Annotated in this window: 13 protein-coding genes and 1 pseudogene; 6 read left to right on the plus strand and 8 right to left on the minus strand. The window is 63.8% G+C overall.

The window, feature by feature from the left end:
* Positions 1-12: 12 nt before the first annotated feature.
* The 4 genes and pseudogenes from V3C33_08295 (at position 13) to V3C33_08310 (ending at position 6999) form a co-directional block, all read left to right on the plus strand.
* Positions 13-2934 (plus strand): DEAD/DEAH box helicase, encoded by a 2922-nt coding sequence (locus tag V3C33_08295; GenBank protein ID XAS69237.1) that lies wholly within the window; start codon positions 13-15, stop codon positions 2932-2934.
* Between the two features lie 59 nt (positions 2935-2993).
* On the plus strand, positions 2994-4658 hold the full coding sequence (locus tag V3C33_08300) for an amidohydrolase family protein (GenBank protein ID XAS69238.1): 1665 nt from the start codon (positions 2994-2996) through the stop codon (positions 4656-4658).
* A 339-nt stretch (positions 4659-4997) separates the two neighbouring features.
* The gene (locus V3C33_08305; GenBank protein XAS69239.1) at positions 4998-5744 is read left to right on the plus strand and encodes a polyprenol monophosphomannose synthase; all 747 of its coding nucleotides are present in this window, start codon (positions 4998-5000) and stop codon (positions 5742-5744) included.
* Positions 5745-5789: 45 nt separating this feature from the next.
* A pseudogene (locus tag V3C33_08310) lies at positions 5790-6999 on the plus strand (IS4 family transposase).
* A gap of 297 nt (positions 7000-7296) precedes the next feature.
* Here the strand turns inward: V3C33_08310 and V3C33_08315 are convergent.
* From V3C33_08315 to V3C33_08330, 4 genes are all read right to left on the minus strand, one after another.
* The gene (locus V3C33_08315) at positions 7297-7644 is read right to left on the minus strand and encodes an RNA polymerase-binding protein RbpA (GenBank protein ID XAS69240.1); all 348 of its coding nucleotides are present in this window, start codon (positions 7642-7644) and stop codon (positions 7297-7299) included.
* A 270-nt stretch (positions 7645-7914) separates the two neighbouring features.
* The gene (locus V3C33_08320) at positions 7915-8862 is read right to left on the minus strand and encodes an SPFH domain-containing protein (GenBank protein XAS69241.1); all 948 of its coding nucleotides are present in this window, start codon (positions 8860-8862) and stop codon (positions 7915-7917) included.
* Between the two features lie 121 nt (positions 8863-8983).
* The gene (locus V3C33_08325; protein XAS69242.1) at positions 8984-9445 is read right to left on the minus strand and encodes an NfeD family protein; all 462 of its coding nucleotides are present in this window, start codon (positions 9443-9445) and stop codon (positions 8984-8986) included.
* A gap of 138 nt (positions 9446-9583) precedes the next feature.
* A complete protein-coding gene (locus V3C33_08330; GenBank protein ID XAS69693.1) occupies positions 9584-10456 on the minus strand; it encodes a methyltransferase domain-containing protein in 873 nt (290 codons plus the stop codon).
* Between the two features lie 106 nt (positions 10457-10562).
* Between V3C33_08330 and V3C33_08335 the strand changes: the two genes are divergently transcribed.
* A complete protein-coding gene (locus V3C33_08335; GenBank protein XAS69243.1) occupies positions 10563-12614 on the plus strand; it encodes a S9 family peptidase in 2052 nt (683 codons plus the stop codon).
* Here the strand turns inward: V3C33_08335 and V3C33_08340 are convergent.
* Both V3C33_08340 and V3C33_08345 read right to left on the minus strand, forming a co-directional pair.
* Positions 12611-13291: a peptide deformylase gene (locus V3C33_08340; protein XAS69244.1), complete on the minus strand. Its 681-nt coding sequence runs from the start codon at positions 13289-13291 to the stop codon at positions 12611-12613. The two genes, V3C33_08335 and V3C33_08340, sit on opposite strands and share 4 nt — an antisense overlap.
* A gap of 9 nt (positions 13292-13300) precedes the next feature.
* Positions 13301-13513: a hypothetical protein gene (locus V3C33_08345; protein XAS69245.1), complete on the minus strand. Its 213-nt coding sequence runs from the start codon at positions 13511-13513 to the stop codon at positions 13301-13303.
* A 534-nt stretch (positions 13514-14047) separates the two neighbouring features.
* Between V3C33_08345 and V3C33_08350 the strand changes: the two genes are divergently transcribed.
* Entirely contained in the window at positions 14048-14476 is a 429-nt protein-coding gene (locus tag V3C33_08350; GenBank protein XAS69246.1) for a nuclear transport factor 2 family protein, read from the plus strand.
* A gap of 31 nt (positions 14477-14507) precedes the next feature.
* Here the strand turns inward: V3C33_08350 and V3C33_08355 are convergent, their stop codons facing one another.
* The gene (locus V3C33_08355) at positions 14508-15695 is read right to left on the minus strand and encodes an NAD(P)/FAD-dependent oxidoreductase (GenBank protein ID XAS69247.1); all 1188 of its coding nucleotides are present in this window, start codon (positions 15693-15695) and stop codon (positions 14508-14510) included.
* Entirely contained in the window at positions 15634-16335 is a 702-nt protein-coding gene (locus V3C33_08360; protein ID XAS69248.1) for a class I SAM-dependent methyltransferase, read from the minus strand. Before V3C33_08360 ends, V3C33_08355 begins: the two co-directional genes overlap by 62 nt.
* Between the last annotated feature and the right edge of the window lies 1 nt (position 16336).

Raw genomic sequence — 16336 nt, forward strand, 5'->3', positions numbered from 1 at the left:
TAGGCTGGAGGCATGTCCTCCATCTCCGGGCCGCAGTCGCCGTCTGAAAGCTATCGAGCCAGTGCTGAACGGACTGCCGAAGCGAATACGCACCTTGGCGGATTCGTGGGAACCCTTGACTTTGAACTGGACGAATTCCAGCGCCAGGCGTGCAGTTCGCTCCAGGAGGGCCGCGGTGTTCTGGTGGCAGCACCTACCGGCGCCGGAAAAACCATCGTGGGCGAGTTTGCCATCTATCTGGCCCTCGAACGCGGCCTCAAAGCCTTCTACACCACTCCCATCAAAGCCCTCAGCAACCAGAAATTCGCCGAGCTGGCCGAGAAGTATGGCGCCGAAAACGTGGGCCTGCTGACGGGCGACACAAGCATCAATGGTGATGCGCCGGTAGTGGTGATGACCACCGAGGTCCTCCGAAACATGCTCTATGCCGATTCCGATTCGCTGGATGATCTCGGCTACGTGGTGATGGACGAGGTCCATTACCTGGCTGACAGGTTCCGTGGAGCAGTCTGGGAAGAAGTGATCATCCACCTCCCCAGCGAAGTCCAGGTGGCATCACTGAGCGCCACGGTTTCCAACGCGGAGGAATTCGGCGCCTGGCTGGATACGGTAAGGGGCCGCACAGACATCATCGTGTCCGAGCACCGGCCGGTTCCGCTGTGGCAGCACGTCATGGTCGGCAAGGAGATCGTGGACCTCTTTGCAGGTGAAACCGCTTTCGATGAGATAGCGCCCGAGGGAGATCCGGGTACGGCTTCGGCCCTGCCCGTCACACCGACTCCTGACGAAGCCAGCAAACGTGGCTTTGAGGTCAATCCCGAGCTTCTGTCCATGGCACGAAACGAAAGCCAGTTGAATTTCCGTGGCCGTTTCGGCCACGGCGGGCGCAGCCAGCGCCGGCAGCGCCGGCAGCACCGCCCGCACGGCCAGCACGGCGAGGACCGGCCGTCGCAGAGCGCGCCCCGCACAGCGGTCAAGAAGGCCAGCCGGCCGCAGGTCATCGCCAGCCTGGACCGGCAGGACCTCCTGCCAGCCATCACGTTCATCTTCTCCCGGGCCGGCTGCGACGCGGCGGTGGCCCAGTGTGTGGCGTCCGGCTTGTGGCTGACAACGGAGAACGAACAGCGGATCATCGCCCAACGGGTGGACGAGGCCGGACAGGACATTCCATCTGACGACCTGGACGTGCTGGGCTTCTGGAGCTGGCGCGACGGACTGCTGAGGGGCATCGCAGCCCACCACGCCGGAATGCTGCCGACCTTCAAGGAAGTGGTGGAAAAGCTCTTCGTCGATGGGTTCGTGAAGGCCGTGTTCGCCACTGAAACCCTTGCTCTAGGCGTCAACATGCCCGCGCGCTCCGTTGTGCTCGAGAAGCTGGACAAGTTCAACGGCGAAGCGCATGTGGACATCACCGCGGGGGAGTACACCCAGCTCACCGGGCGTGCCGGCCGCCGCGGGATTGACGTCGAGGGCCATGCCTTGGTGCTCTGGCAGCCCGGCACCGATCCGGCAGCGGTAGCCGGTCTGGCCTCCAGACGGACCTATCCGCTGAACTCCAGTTTTAGGCCAACGTACAACATGAGCATCAACCTGCTCGCCCAGTTCGGGCGGCCCCGTGCCAGGGAGATTCTGGAATCCTCATTTGCGCAGTTCCAGGCAGACCGCTCCGTGGTGGGCCTGGCCAAACAAGTGCGCAGCAGGGAGGAATCCCTGGCCGGGTTCGCCAAGTCAATGACATGCCATCTGGGTGATTTTCCGGAGTACTCCAAACTCCGCCGCGAGCTTTCCGACGCCGAAAACGCAACCTCCCGCAATAGAGACCGGGCACGCAAGTCGCTCAGCGACGATTCCCTTGGCCGTCTGCTGCCCGGCGACGTGGTGGATGTGCCCGGTGGCCGCGCACCCGGGCTGGCCGTGGTGCTGAGCACGGATCACAGCAGCCGTGAGCCGCGGCCCGCAGTTCTGACGCTGGACAACCAGCTGCGCCGGATCGGCGCCGATGACCTCGAGGGTCCGATTTCTCCGGTAACGCGGATCCGGATCCCGAAGTCGTTCAACGCCAAGGTACCCAAGTCCCGGCGTGATCTTGCGTCCTCCATGCGCAATGCCCTGCGGGAAAACCGCCCGCCTGCACCGGACAACAGCCGCAACAATGACTTTGGGCTAGCCGCTGCGCTCCCGGACCAGGAGAAGAAAATCGCGGACCTGCGGCGGGCGCTGCGGGCACATCCATGTCACGGCTGCAGCGAACGCGAAGACCATGCCCGGTGGTCTGAACGCTGGTGGAAGCTGCGCAGGGAAACAGACGGCCTGATCCGTCAGATCCAGGGGCGCACGAACACCATTGCCAAGACATTCGACCGCGTCTGCGACGTGTTGAGCGCCTACGGCTACCTGGAAACCCCGGAACCGGGCAAAACGGCCATCAGTGCAGACGGCCAGCGCCTGCGCAGGATATACGGGGAGAAGGATCTGCTCATTTCGCAGGCCCTGCGGCTGGGCGCCTTCGAGGACCTCGATGCCGTTGAGGTGGCAGCACTCGCGAGTATTCTGGTCTACCAGGCCAAGCGGGAAGACCGGGGCCTGCGGCCCAGGATGCCCAGCGTTTCCCTCGAGACGGCCGTGGACATTGTTATCCGGGAATGGTCCGCTGTGGAAGACGTTGAAGAACAGTACAAGCTTCCCCTGACAGGGGAGCCTGAGTTGGGCCTTGTCTGGCCGATGTACAAGTGGGCCAGGGGACGGCATCTGCAGGATGCACTGAACGGCACTGATCTGGCCGCCGGAGACTTTGTCCGGTGGGTCAAACAGGTGATTGACCTGCTCGATCAGCTGGCCAAAATCCCCGGGCTCGATCCCCGGCTCGCCAGACTCTGCAGCGAAGCGATCAAGCTGGTGCGCCGCGGCGTTGTGGCTTATTCAGTAGTGGTCTAACCGGCCATCCCGTTGCAGAGCAACCAACATCCTCATTGCCGCTAGGAGCTTTACACGCCATGACTGACGCACGTATGCCAGGAGCACCCGCCCAGACCGAGCGCACGGTGACGCTGTACCGCAACGGATCCGTCTACACTGCCGCTGACCCCTTTGCCACAGCCATGCTGGTGGACGGCGGCACCATTGCGTGGGTGGGCTCCGAACAGGCTGCCACCTCCATTGCAGACGGCTCCATGGACGTCATTGATCTCCACGGCGCCCTGCTGGCTCCTGGTTTTGTTGATTCGCATATCCACCTGACTGAAACAGGCATTGCACTGGATTCCCTGCGGCTGGACGGAATCCGTTCCTCGAGGGAACTGCTGGACGCCGTAGCCGGCTCAACAGCCTCCGGCCCCGTGCTCGGCCATGGCTGGGACGAGACCACCTGGGAGGATCCCACCCTGCCCAGCACGGAAGAACTGGAACGGGCGGCAGCCGGGAGACAGGTTTATCTGTCCCGCATTGATGCGCACTCGGCGCTGGTTTCCGCCTCGCTGGCTGCCGCAGCCGGCATTCAAGGGCTTGACGGATTTTCCTCCGGTGGCCAGATGAAACGGGCGGCGCACACGGGTGCCCGTCTCGCTACCCGGAAACTTCCGGCTGACGTGCTCCGGGGCTACCAGCAGCGTGCCCTGGGCGAAGCGGCCTCGAATGGCTATGTGGCACTGGCGGAAATGGGTGCGCCCCACATCGGAAGTGTCCTTGACCTTCAACTTGCTGCGGCTTGGAACATGGCTTCCGAAACAGAGGCTGCCGCACCTGAGATTCTGCCGTACTGGGGCCAGCTTGCCGCCTCGGTCGATGACGCACGGGCAATCGTCGCTGAACTCGGCGTCCCGGTGCTCGGCCTTGCCGGCGACTTGAACATCGACGGCTCCATCGGCTCGCGCACTGCCGCCCTACGGGCGGATTACACCGATTCGCCGGGGGAGCGGGGCAGCACCTACCTGTCCGTAGATGAGGCCGCAGCCCATGTGGCGGCGTGCTCGCTGCTCGGTATCCAGGCAGGGTTCCATGTCATAGGCGACGCCGGCCTTGATGCGGCACTGGAGGCCCTCGACCAGGCTGCCGCCGACGTCGGTGAGCAGAAGGTCCGCGCTGCCGGCCACCGGTTCGAGCACGTCGAGCTTGCGGACTGGGAGTCGATTGCCCGGCTGGCCCAGTACTCGGTCACGGTGAGTGCCCAGCCTCGATTTGATGCAGCCTGGGGCGGATCCGGACGCCTCTATGAGCAACGCCTTGGCGGCCGCGGAATGGCAATGAACGCCTTCGCGTCGTTCTACTCGGCGGGTGTGCCTATCTGTTTCGGCAGCGACAGCCCGGTGACACCTCTGCGGCCGTGGTCCAGCGTGAGGGCCTGCCTGGAGCACCACAGCCCGGCTGAACGCATCTCGGCCCGTGCAGCGTTCCTGGGGCACACCCGGGCTGGTTGGCGGGCCGCCCGGTATCCGGATCCGATGGCTGGACAGCTGGTGCCCGGTGCCCCGGCCAGCTTTGCTGTCTGGGAAGTGGAAGAGCTGATGGTCCAGGTGGCAGATGGCAGAGTCCAGTCCTGGAGCACGGATCCGCGGGCGCGGACTCCGCTGCTTCCCGCTCTTGATACGGGGAGTGATCCGGTCTGCCTGCAGACGGTACGCGACGGATTAGAGCTTCACTCCAGCCCGGCACTGCGGGGTTGAGCCCGGAGAGCATTTGAGGGTCAACGGAGGGTTGCAAATGCCGCAGGATCCGTCCGGCCGCTGTCGGCCCGTGTCCAGCTTCCGGCACATGTTTGTCCAGAGTTCGGTCGGGTCATGACCGTGGTTCCTCGGGGCGGCTCCACCACGCGGCAGTAAACAGTTCTGTCGCCGCACATCGTGGAGGGCGGGTACCGGCCCGAAGCGTGTGGACCTGCCCGCGGAATATGTCCGGCGGGCCGGGCGGTGAACACGCACTATAATGGAGAGTTGCGCCTGCAAGTCAGCGATCCTGCTGCACTCCGGGCGCACTGACCGCTCCCATCCAGGAAAGGCCTCCCTGTGCGTGTCCTCACCATCATTCCTACCTACAACGAGCTGGAATCGCTGCCCAAGACCCTTGGGCGTCTGCGCGCAGCTGTGCCGGCGTCAGATGTGCTGGTTGTCGACGACAACAGCCCCGACGGAACGGGCCAGTTGGCGGACACCATCGCCTCAGAGGACAGCCAGGTCCATGTCCTGCACCGCACGGGCAAAGCAGGCCTGGGTGCCGCCTACATCGCCGCCTTCAAATGGGGCCTGGCTGCCGGCTACGACGTCCTTGTCGAGATGGATGCTGACGGATCACACCAGCCAGAACAGCTGCCACTGCTGCTGGACGCCGTGGAACAAGGCGCGGACCTGGCCATGGGCTCGCGGTGGGTGCCGGGCGGCAGCACCGTGAACTGGCCGTTATACCGGCAGGCTATCTCGCGCATCGGCAGCACATACGTTCGCATCATGCTGGGCGTCAAAATCAAGGACGTGACGGGGGGCTACCGTGCCTTCCGCCGAACAACACTGGAAAAACTGAATCTGGACCAGGTTGAATCGGTGGGTTACGGCTTCCAGGTGGATCTGGCGTGGCGCGTGGCGAAGATGGGGCTCACCATCGTTGAGCGGCCTATTACTTTTGTGGAGCGCGAGCTGGGTGCATCCAAGATGAGCGGGCACATCGTTGTTGAGGCCATGATCAACGTGACCAAGTGGGGCCTGGTATCCCGCTGGAACCAGCTGACCGGAAAAAAGCAGGCCGCCGACCCGGCCTAGCCTCAATACCGTTCAGTTTAAGGATGTTTGAGGCATTGTTGGGGTATGCCTCGAACCGGTTGGAGAAAGCCCGAGTCTGATCGCCGGTTGTCGGATTTGGTGTCGGTCGGATTGTTGACGCGGGTGTTTCCTGCCAGTGTGGTCGATGAGGTGATCGCCGAGGCGGGCCGCACGGAGGTGCGGCACCGGGCATTGCCTGCACGGGTGATGGCGTACTTCTCGATCGGGATGGCGTTGCATTCTGAGGGCTCGTATGAGGATCTGTTCGAACAGTTGACGGATGGGTTGTCGTGGTCGTCGGCATGGGCGGAAACATGGTCTCCGCCGTCGAAGTCGGCGATTTTCCAGGCCCGGGCACGGCTGGGGTTCGAGCCGGTGCGGGATCCCTTCAGGCGTGTTGCGCGGCCGTTGGCCGGGCCGGACACGCCGGGGTCGTGGTTGGCTGGCAGGCGCCTGATGGCGATCGACGGGACGGTCCTGGACCTGGCAGACACTGCGACGAATGAGGCGTTCTTCGGCCGTCGTGGCTCGGGCCGGGGAGAAGTCCGCGTTCCCGCAGGCGCGTGTGGTGGCGTTGGCGGAGTGCGGAACCCATGCGGTCCTGGACGCCGTTCTCGGGCCCTGCAGCACGTCCGGGATTCAGCTGGCACGGGAGCTGGCCGGCCGGCTGAAGCCGGGGATGCTGGTGCTCAACGATCGCGGGTTCTACGGGTTCCACCTTTGGAAGCAGGCTGCAGATACAGGAGCGGATCTGCTCTGGCGGGTGAAGGCGAATCTCCGCCCGAAGTATCTGGAGACCCTCGAGGATGGGTCCTGGCTGGCCCGGATCGTTCCTACGTCCGGGCCGGACCGGGCGACGACGGAGCCCTTGCTCGTGCGGGTGATCGACTACACGATCGATGATGGCCGCGACAACCCGGAGCAGTACCGGCTGTTGACCACGATCCTGGATCCGGCCGTCGCCGGCGCCGAGGATCTCGCGGCCGTCTATGCCGAACGGTGGGAGATCGAGAACACCTTCGACGAGCTCAAAACCCACCAGCGCGGCCCCGGGGCCGTGGTGCGCTCCAAATCCCCCGACCTCGTCCAACAGGAAATCTGGGGACACCTCTGCTGCCACTATGCCATCCGCACCCTCATGGCCGACACCGCGGCCCATGCAGGGCACGACCCGGACCGGATCTCTTTCGTTGCTGCACTCCGCATCGCCCGCCGCTCTACTGCGCAGGGCGCTTTGTCCCCCTCATCATCCTGACCGGGCGGCAGCCGCCTGGCGTCAAGCGATCCACAGGCTGGTCAGGCGCCTCAATCCGGCCCGCCGGAACGCTCAAACCCACGCGTCGTCAAACGCAAAGTCCTCAAATGGGCGGCCAAACGCCAGCATCACGCCCACTGGCCACAGCCCAGTCACAGACCCCAAATCCAGATCAGTGCACTTAACTGAACGGTATTGGGCCTAGCCTCCTACCACCCGCACAGCCAAATAAAGGGCCGGGCCCGCCGCGTCCAAAGACGTTGCGGGCCCGGCCCTTTTGTATTTACGGCCGTGCGGCTATGCCGAACGGCGTTCGCCGCGGCGTTCCCTCAGGATGGTCAGGCGGTCTTCGAGGATCTGCTCCAGCTCAGGGAGTGAGCGACGCTCGAGCAGCATGTCCCAGTGAGTGCGGACAGCCTTTTCATTGCTGTTCACCGGGCGTTCGCCGTCAACCAGCAATGCTTCCTTGCCGGTCTTCGAAACCCAGACAGGGGGAATTTCGGCTTCGGAGGAGAAGGTTACGAAGACCTGCTCACCGTCCTCGCAACGGTACTCAACCCGCTGACGCGGAGCCGGTTCAACGCCGGATTCGGTCTCCATGCTCTGGGCGCCAAGACGCATACCCCGCAGGCTGCGATCGCTCATGATTTCTCCCTCTGGTCGGTTCGCGGAGCCAGGCTCCGCGCTAGCCGGGGCCATAAAACGCCACCGGACTACTGTGTGCACTACGCTGCATCACTAGATGAAACGCTTTGCTAAGCATTCTTGTTCCGGTTGAACTTTTCCGACCGGACAAATATCCCATTATACGGATACCGGACGCCACCCGCAAAGCGGACAGACAGGAGGGGAGACTCCCGCTTTTAGCGGATGCCTCCCCTCCTGTCTGGCAGCTAACTTATTCAGCCCGGTCGATCAGGACTCCGGCTGCTTCACCGGAGCATCATCACCGAACAGGCCGCCGGTATTGGAATCCGGATCCTTGCCCCCCAGCGCACTGCCGATGCCCTTGAGCGCCTCGCCAATCTCGCTTGGGATGATCCAGAGCTTGTTTGACGAACCCTCGGCGATCTTGGGGAGTGTCTGCAGGTACTGGTAGGCCAGGAGCTTCTGGTCGGGATTGCCCTTGTGGATGGCGTCGAAGACCTTCTGGATAGCCTGGGCTTCACCGTCGGCGCGCAGGATGGCCGCCTTGGCATCACCCTCGGCTGCCAGAATGGATGCCTGGCGCTGGCCTTCGGCCGTCAGAATGGCGGACTGCTTGGTGCCTTCCGCGGTAAGGATGGCGGCGCGGCGGTCACGCTCGGCGCGCATCTGCTTCTCCATGGAATCCTGGATGGAGTGGGGCGGATCAATGGCCTTGAGCTCCACTCGCGATACACGGATACCCCAGCGGCCGGTGGCCTCATCGAGGACGCCTCGCAGCTGGCCGTTGATCTGGTCGCGGGAGGTCAGGGCTTCTTCCAGATTCAGGCCGCCCACCACGTTGCGCAGCGTTGTGGTGGTCAGCTGCTCCACCGCCTGGATGTAGTTGGCGATTTCGTAGGTTGCTGCCCGGGGATCGGTGACCTGGAAGTACACCACGGTGTCGATGGAGACAACCAGGTTGTCTTCGGTGATCACGGGCTGCGGGGGAAAGGACACCACCTGTTCGCGCAGGTCCAGGAGCGGCAGCAACCGGTCCACGAACGGGATCAGGATGGTCAGACCCGGGCTGAGCGTCCGCTGGTACTTACCCAGCCGTTCCACAACCCCTGCCCGTGCCTGCGGGACGATCCTTACCGAACGGACCAGCACAATAATTACGAACGCGATCAGGACCAGCAGCACAATTGCGACTGCGACTCCTCCTGAGTTATCCATACATCTCCTTCATTCCCCAGTTGTTTAGTGAAGCTGTATATGCGGCGGATGATCCGCCCTCCACGCCGCTGCCACTGGTGCTGCAGGCGGAAATCTGGTGCCCCGGATCCGGGGCACATGGTTATTGGACGGCGGTTTCAGGCTGCGGTGCCACCACGGCCGTTGCGCCTTCGATAGCTGAGACCACCACGCGCTGGCCTGTGGTCAGGACCCCGGTATCCGAACGGGCGGTCCAGACGTCGCCACCGATTTTTACCAGCCCGCCCGTTGAACTGACGGCTTCCATGACAAGGGCGGATTCCCCGATGAGCCGGTCAACGTTGGTGCGCTGTTCGGCGGGGCCCTTCTTCAGGTGCTTGAGCGCCACGGGCCGGACGAATGCGATCATCAGGAGTGAGACCACACAGAAGACCACAATCTGCAGCCAGAAATCCGCGCCCGCAAAGTCGGCCAGCAACCCGGCCAGAGCACCCCCGCCGAGCATGATGAAGAAGAGGTCGAGGGTCAGCATTTCGACTACTGCAAACGCCAAAAACACCGTGAGCCACAACGCCCACCAGTTCTGGCCAAGCCATTCAAACATTCGTTCCCCCTTGTTTCCGGAGGCTGCGGGAGCAGACCCTCAGTAACTGTCCTTCCATCCTAGACCGAAGCTGCACGGCCGGGCGGGCTCCCTAAATACACGTGCGGAACGTGGCCAAGTCGTTACGTTTCCGGGACTCTATAACCGCTCGAAGATGTTGATCCGGAACCTTGCCGAAACTCGAGTTTCGGCATCCAACCCGGCCAGACGGCCCGTGAGCGACGCGCGGTCCAGGTGATGCCCGGCCGGGCCCATGAAGGCCAGCTTCGCCACATCCGATGCGGACAATAAGAGCCGCAGGTCCAAATCCTGGGCCTGCTGCAGGTCAAAGTGCCCGGTCATGGACTCGGCGAGCCGCTCGTCCTTGGCGGGTTCAATGCCAAGCATGCCCGTCTCCTCTGCTATTTCCGCAAGGTGTCCCGGACGGGGGGTGACCACCACAAGCAGGCCGCCCCGCTTGAGCACCCGCGCGAACTCAGCGACGTTGCGCGGCGCGAAAATCACCGTGATGACGTCAACGGAGACGTCAGCCACCGGAAGCGGCTGCCACACATCGCTGACCAGATTCACGGCCTCGGGATTCATCCGCGCTGCACGCCGGAGCGCGAATTTTGAGATGTCGAGGGCAGCGGCAGCAACGGTGCGATTTTCCGCCTGGACCGCGTTCAGAAGGCAACGCAGGTAGTGGCCCGTTCCGGTGCCTGCGTCCAGGACTAACGGACGTGGCCCGGTCAGGGCAGTGGCCGCGGCGTCGGCGACTGCTTCAGCGAGAGGCCGGTAGTGGCCTGCTTCAAGAAAGTCGAAACGGGCAGCGACCATTTCGGCGGAATCTGCTTCAAACACTGTTCCCTTACCGACCAATAGGTTGAAGTAGCCCTGTTTGGCGGCGTCGAAACTGTGGCCGTCAGAGCAATGCAACGCTGCGCCTGGACATCCCGGGCCGTCGTCGGATGGCGTGAGGCGCCCCCGGCAAATGGGGCAAAGCAGGAAGTTGACGGCGTCGGGAAGCATGGACACAATCCTAGAGCCGCCGCCGGCGGTCCCACGCGGCGTCCGCCGGCGGCGGCCAACCTTGAGGTGTTTCACAGTCCCGGTCCGAAGCGCTAGGCTCACGTGGGTGAAGCCTGAACATCTCCCGCTGCTCAATTCCGTGTCCGTTCCTGCCGTCCATCCTGATGGCACGAGAGCGGTGGTTTCGGTGGTCCGCCCGGACTTCGACGCTGACTCTTATGTGGGCCAGCTGTGGAATATCCCGCTGGATCCGGGAAAACTGCCCCGCCGGGTGACGAGGGGCTTCCTGGACACGGCGCCGGCCTTTTCACCGGACGGCCTGGTGCTCGCATTTTTGCGGACCACGGCCGGCGGAAAGCCGCAGCTACATGTGGTGGACGCCAGCGGCGGTGAACCGCAGGTGATCACTGACAGGCGGATGGGCGTGTCCTCCTTCGCATGGTCGCCGGACTCCCGGCGCATTGTGTTCGGCTCCCGGGAGCCCGAGGTAGGGCGCTACGGGAGCACCGACGGTGTTTCGGCGGACGGCGAGGACGCCCGGCTGATCACGGAATACCAATACAGGATGAACGGCGTCGGCTACACTCTCGACAAACCGTTGCAGCTCTTTGTTATTGAAGTGCCGGAGCTGGGTGAAGAACCCAAGGTGGCACCGGCCGGCCGAGCGCTCAAGGCCGCCAAGTCGACGGCACCGGATGGTGCCGAGGCCGCCAGAACACACGTGCCCGAAGCGAGGCAACTTACAACAGCTTCGGCTGACCACAGCGGCGAGTCGTTCAGCACCGATGGAAGCTTGGTGTACTTCATTGCGGCTTTGCACGAGGGCAGCGATGGCGACCTGGCCACCGGTATCTATCGCGTTTCTGCCGGGGGAGGGGAACCCGTTCCGGTGCAGCCCACGAACACCGGGCGGCAGACGGTTGACGCGGTTCGCCAGTCGCGCGACGGCAAATGGCTCTTCTTCACAGCCCAGGATCTGGGCGAATCGGGGCAGGACTTCGTCGCGAGGAACACCGCCTTCTACTGCATGCCGTCCGCCGGCGGCGATGCCACGGCCCTCAGCGACGTCGAGGTGATGGATGTGGCCAGCCCAGGCCCGCGGATCGAACTTCGCGGAGCGGACGGCGCGCTGGCACTGAACAACGCTCAGGGCACCGTGGAGCTCCTGGAATTCAGCGCGGCCGGCAACCATGCGCTGCTGGTCCACGGCGACAAGGAGGTCACAGGGGCGGCGTGGGGCGGCGGTTCGATGGTGGTCACCTTCAGCGACTCGGCTACAGCCGGTGACGTGGCAACGCTGGCCAGCGGCCAGCTTCGGCTCCTGACTGACTTTTCTGCAGCGTTGCGCACCAGCGCGGGCATCATCGAACCGCAGGAACTGACGTTTGATTCCACTGACGGCTACCCCGTCCATGGCTGGCTGGTGAAACCGCCCGGCGAGGGACCGCATCCGGTCCTGCTCAACATCCACGGCGGTCCTTTCGCTCAATACACGGCGTCGCTGTTCGACGAGGCCCAGGTCTATGCCGAAGCCGGGTACGCAGTGCTGATGTGCAATCCCCGCGGCTCGGCCGGCTATGGCCAGGAGCACGGCCTGGCCATCAAGGAGAGGATGGGCACCGTGGACATGCAGGATGTTCTGGCGTTCCTGGACGGGGCGCTGGAGAAATTCAACGGGCTCGACGGCGGGGCACTTGGGGTTATGGGCGGTTCGTACGGTGGCTACCTCACTGCCTGGATCATCAGCCAGGACCACCGGTTCAAGGCGGCGATTGTGGAACGTGGATTTCTGGACCCCGTCAGTTTTACCGGGTCCTCGGATATCGGCTGGTTCTTCGGAGGTGAATACACCGGTGGCTCGACCGAGCAGATTGCCGCCCAGAGCCCCATTGCGGCGATCGGGAGTGTGCGGACGCCTTCTCTGATCATTCACAGCGAGGACGATCTCCGTTGCCCAGTGGAGCAGGGCCAGCGGTATTTCACGGCGCTCAAACAGCAGGGTGTGGAGGCAGCCTTTCTGGTTTTCCCGGGGGAGAACCACGAGCTTTCACGTTCCGGAACGCCACATCACCGGCGGCAGAGATTCGAGCAGATCCTGAGCTGGTGGGCACGCTTCCTTCCGGCAACGGCGAATCCAGGCAATGGCCCGGCGGGCTAGCTCTCCGGCAGGTCCGCCAGGTCCGCCAAAAAGCCGAGCTCCTGACGGGCATTGTCGATTCCCGGCGTTGCCCAACGGGCGCCGTATTCGGCGTTGTTGCTGAGTGACCTCAGTTCGGCACGGTCAACGTAGAGGTTTCCGTGCAGGTGGTCGGTTTCATGCTGCACAATCCGGGCCTGCCAGCCATGGAAGTCCTGCTCCGCGGGGTGTCCGTCGGGGTTCAGGAACTTCAGACGCACACTGTCCGGCCGCACCACAACCGCCTGCAGGCCTGTCAACGACAGACATCCTTCGTAGAAGGCAGCCGTCCGGGTCCCCAGCGCCCGGTATCTGGGGTTCAGGATGGCGACGAACTCCAGCGGTGAGCGTTTCCGCACCGCTGCGAGTTCGCCGTCGACCTCGAACTGGTCCTCGAGGACGGCAAGCTGCAGCGGAATTCCAAGCTGCGGTGCGGCCAGTCCCACGCCCGGCGCCTCGTGCATGACTCGTCGCATGACCTCGACAAGCTGGCCGAGCTCTGCATCGCTGATCTGGCCGTCGCAGGGTGCGGCATACTGCCGCAGCACCGGATGGCCGGCCTGCACGATCGGGGGCAGCGACTCAGCTACCAGGATATTCTGGACGGTCTCGCGGATAAGGGCGGGGCTGAACGGGGTGGGCGGCGCTGCTGGTCTCATGCCAAAAGCCTAATGGGGAGCACACACGGCTGCGGCAAAGTCATGGACGGCGCCCTTGAGGACGGGGCCGGCCGCAACCTTGAGTACCCCGTGTGTGCCGCCTACAGTCATCCGGAGCGGAATGAGAGTCCCCGTGTCCTCCGCCACGGCGTGGAGATCGCAACGGGCGGGCCGGATCTGTACCCGCATTTCCACCGCCTGGCCGTCGCGGGTCACAACCACATTCCGGAGCCTCGGCCGGTCAGGCACTTCGGCCAGGAGCGTTGTGCCGTCAAATGCTGTTGATAGTCAGGCTGCCGGGAACAACATCCTTGCCCGCCGCAGCATCCGGAAGCGGCCTGACGGGGAGCTGCATCAAGGCCTTTCCTCCGTCCGGTAGCACTGCCAAAGGGGGAGCAGCCGGAACTCGGCGATCAAGCGGCGGCCTGCGCCACACACGTTCCATATTGTTCCGTGGCAGGACGCCATAAGGGTCCGTCACCCCCAGCGCGTCCATTCTAATCGCTGTGACCGCCGGTTTGGGATCAGTGGCTTCCGTCTTCAGACGTGCGGTCTGATCTGTCGAAGGACTGCAGGCAGCTGTACCGCCCGCGCCCGCCATCAAGGCAACAATAACGACGGCGGCAGACGCCCGCCGTCGTTGTTGCCGGAATCCGTGCGCCATAACTGGAGTCCAGGCCGAGACCTCAGCAGCGTCACGCCCCTGCCCCGTCGGCTGCACACCGGAGGCAAGCGGCATCCGCTAGTGTCGTTTCCATGGCTGAACAGATTGTCCAGTCCTCAACGCCCCTGGAATGTGTGCTCGGCTTTGTCCGCACCATGGAGGCTGGCGGCGGCCGCGAAGAAATCAGTCCGTACCTGTCGGACGACTTCACGCTGACCGAGGCACCCCATGTGCTGGCGCCTGAGGGATCCACCCGGACCCGGGAGCAGGTGCTCGCGGGCGCCGATCAGAGTCGCCAGGTGGTTGCCAACCAGCGCTTTGATGTTCGACGAAGCACGAGTGAGGGCGGCCGTGTTGTCCTGGAAGTGGATTGGTCCGCCACATCGCAGATGGACCTGAGGTACTGGAACTCGGGAGAGATTATCCGCGCCAGGACGACAGCTGTGTTTGAGGTTCGGGACGGCAGGATCATCAGCCAGGACAGCTATGACTGCTACTTCATCGAAGACCAGGTGCTTTGAACCGGCAGTATGTGTCGATGCGCTCTGAAATTCACTGCATGGTGAACCGTCTGGCCACAAGCCTGTTCAGCGACGGTACTGACGCAACCCCTGCGATCGCACTGCCCCTGATGCTCTGGAGCACCCATGGCAGCGGGCGGCCCAGCACCATATTCAGTTCCGACTGCCACACTGCCCTGCCCGCCGCGCGACGCCTTTTCTGCTCGAACCCGCGCAGCCTTTGCCGCACCGGAATCCCCTTCAGGGCGTCAACAATCAGGGGTGCCAGCTCCGCCGCGTCGAGCCAGCCGAGGTTCATGCCCTGGCCGCCGATTGGGCTGATTTCGTGGGCGGCATCACCGATAACCGCCGTCCGGCCTACCACCATGCGTCGTGCCACGTTGGAGCGTACGCCGAAGCTGCTCAGCATGGTGTTGGTGCCCTGCTCCACCTCAATTCCGGTTCGGCCCCGGACAAGCCCGGCCAGCCGTGCAGCATCCGGAGGGCCTGGCGGCTGACCCAGCCTGGCAACCCAGCGCCGGACTCCGCCGGGCAACGGAAATGACTCCACAATCCCGTCAGGTTCCAGAAAGAGCGCGGCATCGTGCCCGTACCCGCTGGAGTCGGCGAAATCACCCATCAGGTAATGATCCTGATATGTCTTTGCCGTGGTGGATACCCCCAGAAGTCCGAGCAGCGTGGACCGGGCGCCGTCGGCCGCCACAGCAAGCGTCCCGGATATTTGCCGGTGGACACCTCCGGGGGTGACGTCAAACGTGACCCTGCCGCCGTCGTCGTGCATGTCCGTCACCTGAGAACCCCGCATCAGCGCATCGGCGTCCAGGTCTCTGACGCGTTGCTCCAGAACTGCTTCCGTGCGGGCCTGTGGCACTGAAAGCACAAAGGGAAAGCGGTCAGACACGCTGGCAAAGGACATCTCTGCGAGCTGTCTTCCGCCGCTAATCGCGAGGCCCCGTCTAATGGCTATTCCCTCCGCCACCAATGTGGAAGCGGCCACGGCGCGGTCCAGCGCGGCGAGGGCGGGAGGGTGGATCCCAATGGCCCGGGAATGCGTATTCCGCTCGAGGCGCTGCTCCAGAATCCGAACGCTCAGTCCTTGTTGGAGCAGGAGCGCTGCCAGGTATAGGCCCACAGGTCCGCCGCCAACGATCACCACGTCAAACAATGCCGGACTCCGCGGCATGGACCACCAGCTGATGGAAAGGGGAGTGGGGCTCAACTTTCCAGTGCGGGGGAATGGCGGCGTCCAGTTCCCCGCTTGTGTAGCTGCGCCGGATGGACATGAGCCCGTCTTCCCTGATGAACGAGCCCCTCAGCGGCAGTGCTCCAGCCGAGAAGAGCGCGTAGGCGGCAACGCTGCGGCGGAGGTCGTTGTGCATCGCGGCCTGGAGACAGAGAGCGGTGGAGTCGGACAGAAAATCCTGAAGCTCGGTGGTGCTCAGATGATGGAGCACGTGATTGGAAATGACAAAATCGTAAATCCGGCTTTCCCGGACGAGGTCCGAGCTCAGCGCCTGCCGGAAAGTCAGCCCGGCCACGGCATCCCTGCCCATCGCGAAGCGGTGGGCCCGCTCGTCCGGATCAATGCCCGTGATCCTGAGTTGCAGCCCGTCCTTCGCCGCCCAGCGGGCCAGCATGACGGGAACATCACCGCCGCCGCAGCCGATATCCAGCAATGTGGCGGCTGAATTCTTCGAAAGGCGGGGGCGCAGCTTTTGCCGGTAAATACGCCGCCAACCTGAAACGGCCCTGTTGACCAAGGAGAACTGGGCGTAGGTGCGGTCCAGGCGTTCAGGATCACAGTCAGGACTGTCCATCATCTCAACGGCGTCTTCCGCCCGTTCGCGCAGGAATCGCATG

Source organism: Micrococcaceae bacterium Sec5.7 (assembly GCA_039636785.1).
Taxonomy (GTDB): domain Bacteria; phylum Actinomycetota; class Actinomycetes; order Actinomycetales; family Micrococcaceae; genus Arthrobacter.

Excerpts from the sequence above, each read along its gene's own strand:
- V3C33_08295 (XAS69237.1), top strand. The coding sequence starts at position 13 with ATGTCCTCCATCTCCGGGCCGCAGTCGCCGTCTGAAAGCTATCGAGCC.
- V3C33_08300 (XAS69238.1), top strand. The coding sequence starts at position 2,994 with ATGACTGACGCACGTATGCCAGGAGCACCCGCCCAGACCGAGCGCACG.
- V3C33_08315 (XAS69240.1), bottom strand. The coding sequence starts at position 7,644 with ATGAGCGATCGCAGCCTGCGGGGTATGCGTCTTGGCGCCCAGAGCATG.
- V3C33_08320 (XAS69241.1), bottom strand. The coding sequence starts at position 8,862 with ATGGATAACTCAGGAGGAGTCGCAGTCGCAATTGTGCTGCTGGTCCTG.
- V3C33_08325 (XAS69242.1), bottom strand. The coding sequence starts at position 9,445 with ATGTTTGAATGGCTTGGCCAGAACTGGTGGGCGTTGTGGCTCACGGTG.
- V3C33_08330 (XAS69693.1), bottom strand. The coding sequence starts at position 10,456 with ATGCTTCCCGACGCCGTCAACTTCCTGCTTTGCCCCATTTGCCGGGGG.
- V3C33_08340 (XAS69244.1), bottom strand. The coding sequence starts at position 13,291 with ATGAGACCAGCAGCGCCGCCCACCCCGTTCAGCCCCGCCCTTATCCGC.
- V3C33_08350 (XAS69246.1), top strand. The coding sequence starts at position 14,048 with ATGGCTGAACAGATTGTCCAGTCCTCAACGCCCCTGGAATGTGTGCTC.
- V3C33_08360 (XAS69248.1), bottom strand. The coding sequence starts at position 16,335 with ATGCGATTCCTGCGCGAACGGGCGGAAGACGCCGTTGAGATGATGGAC.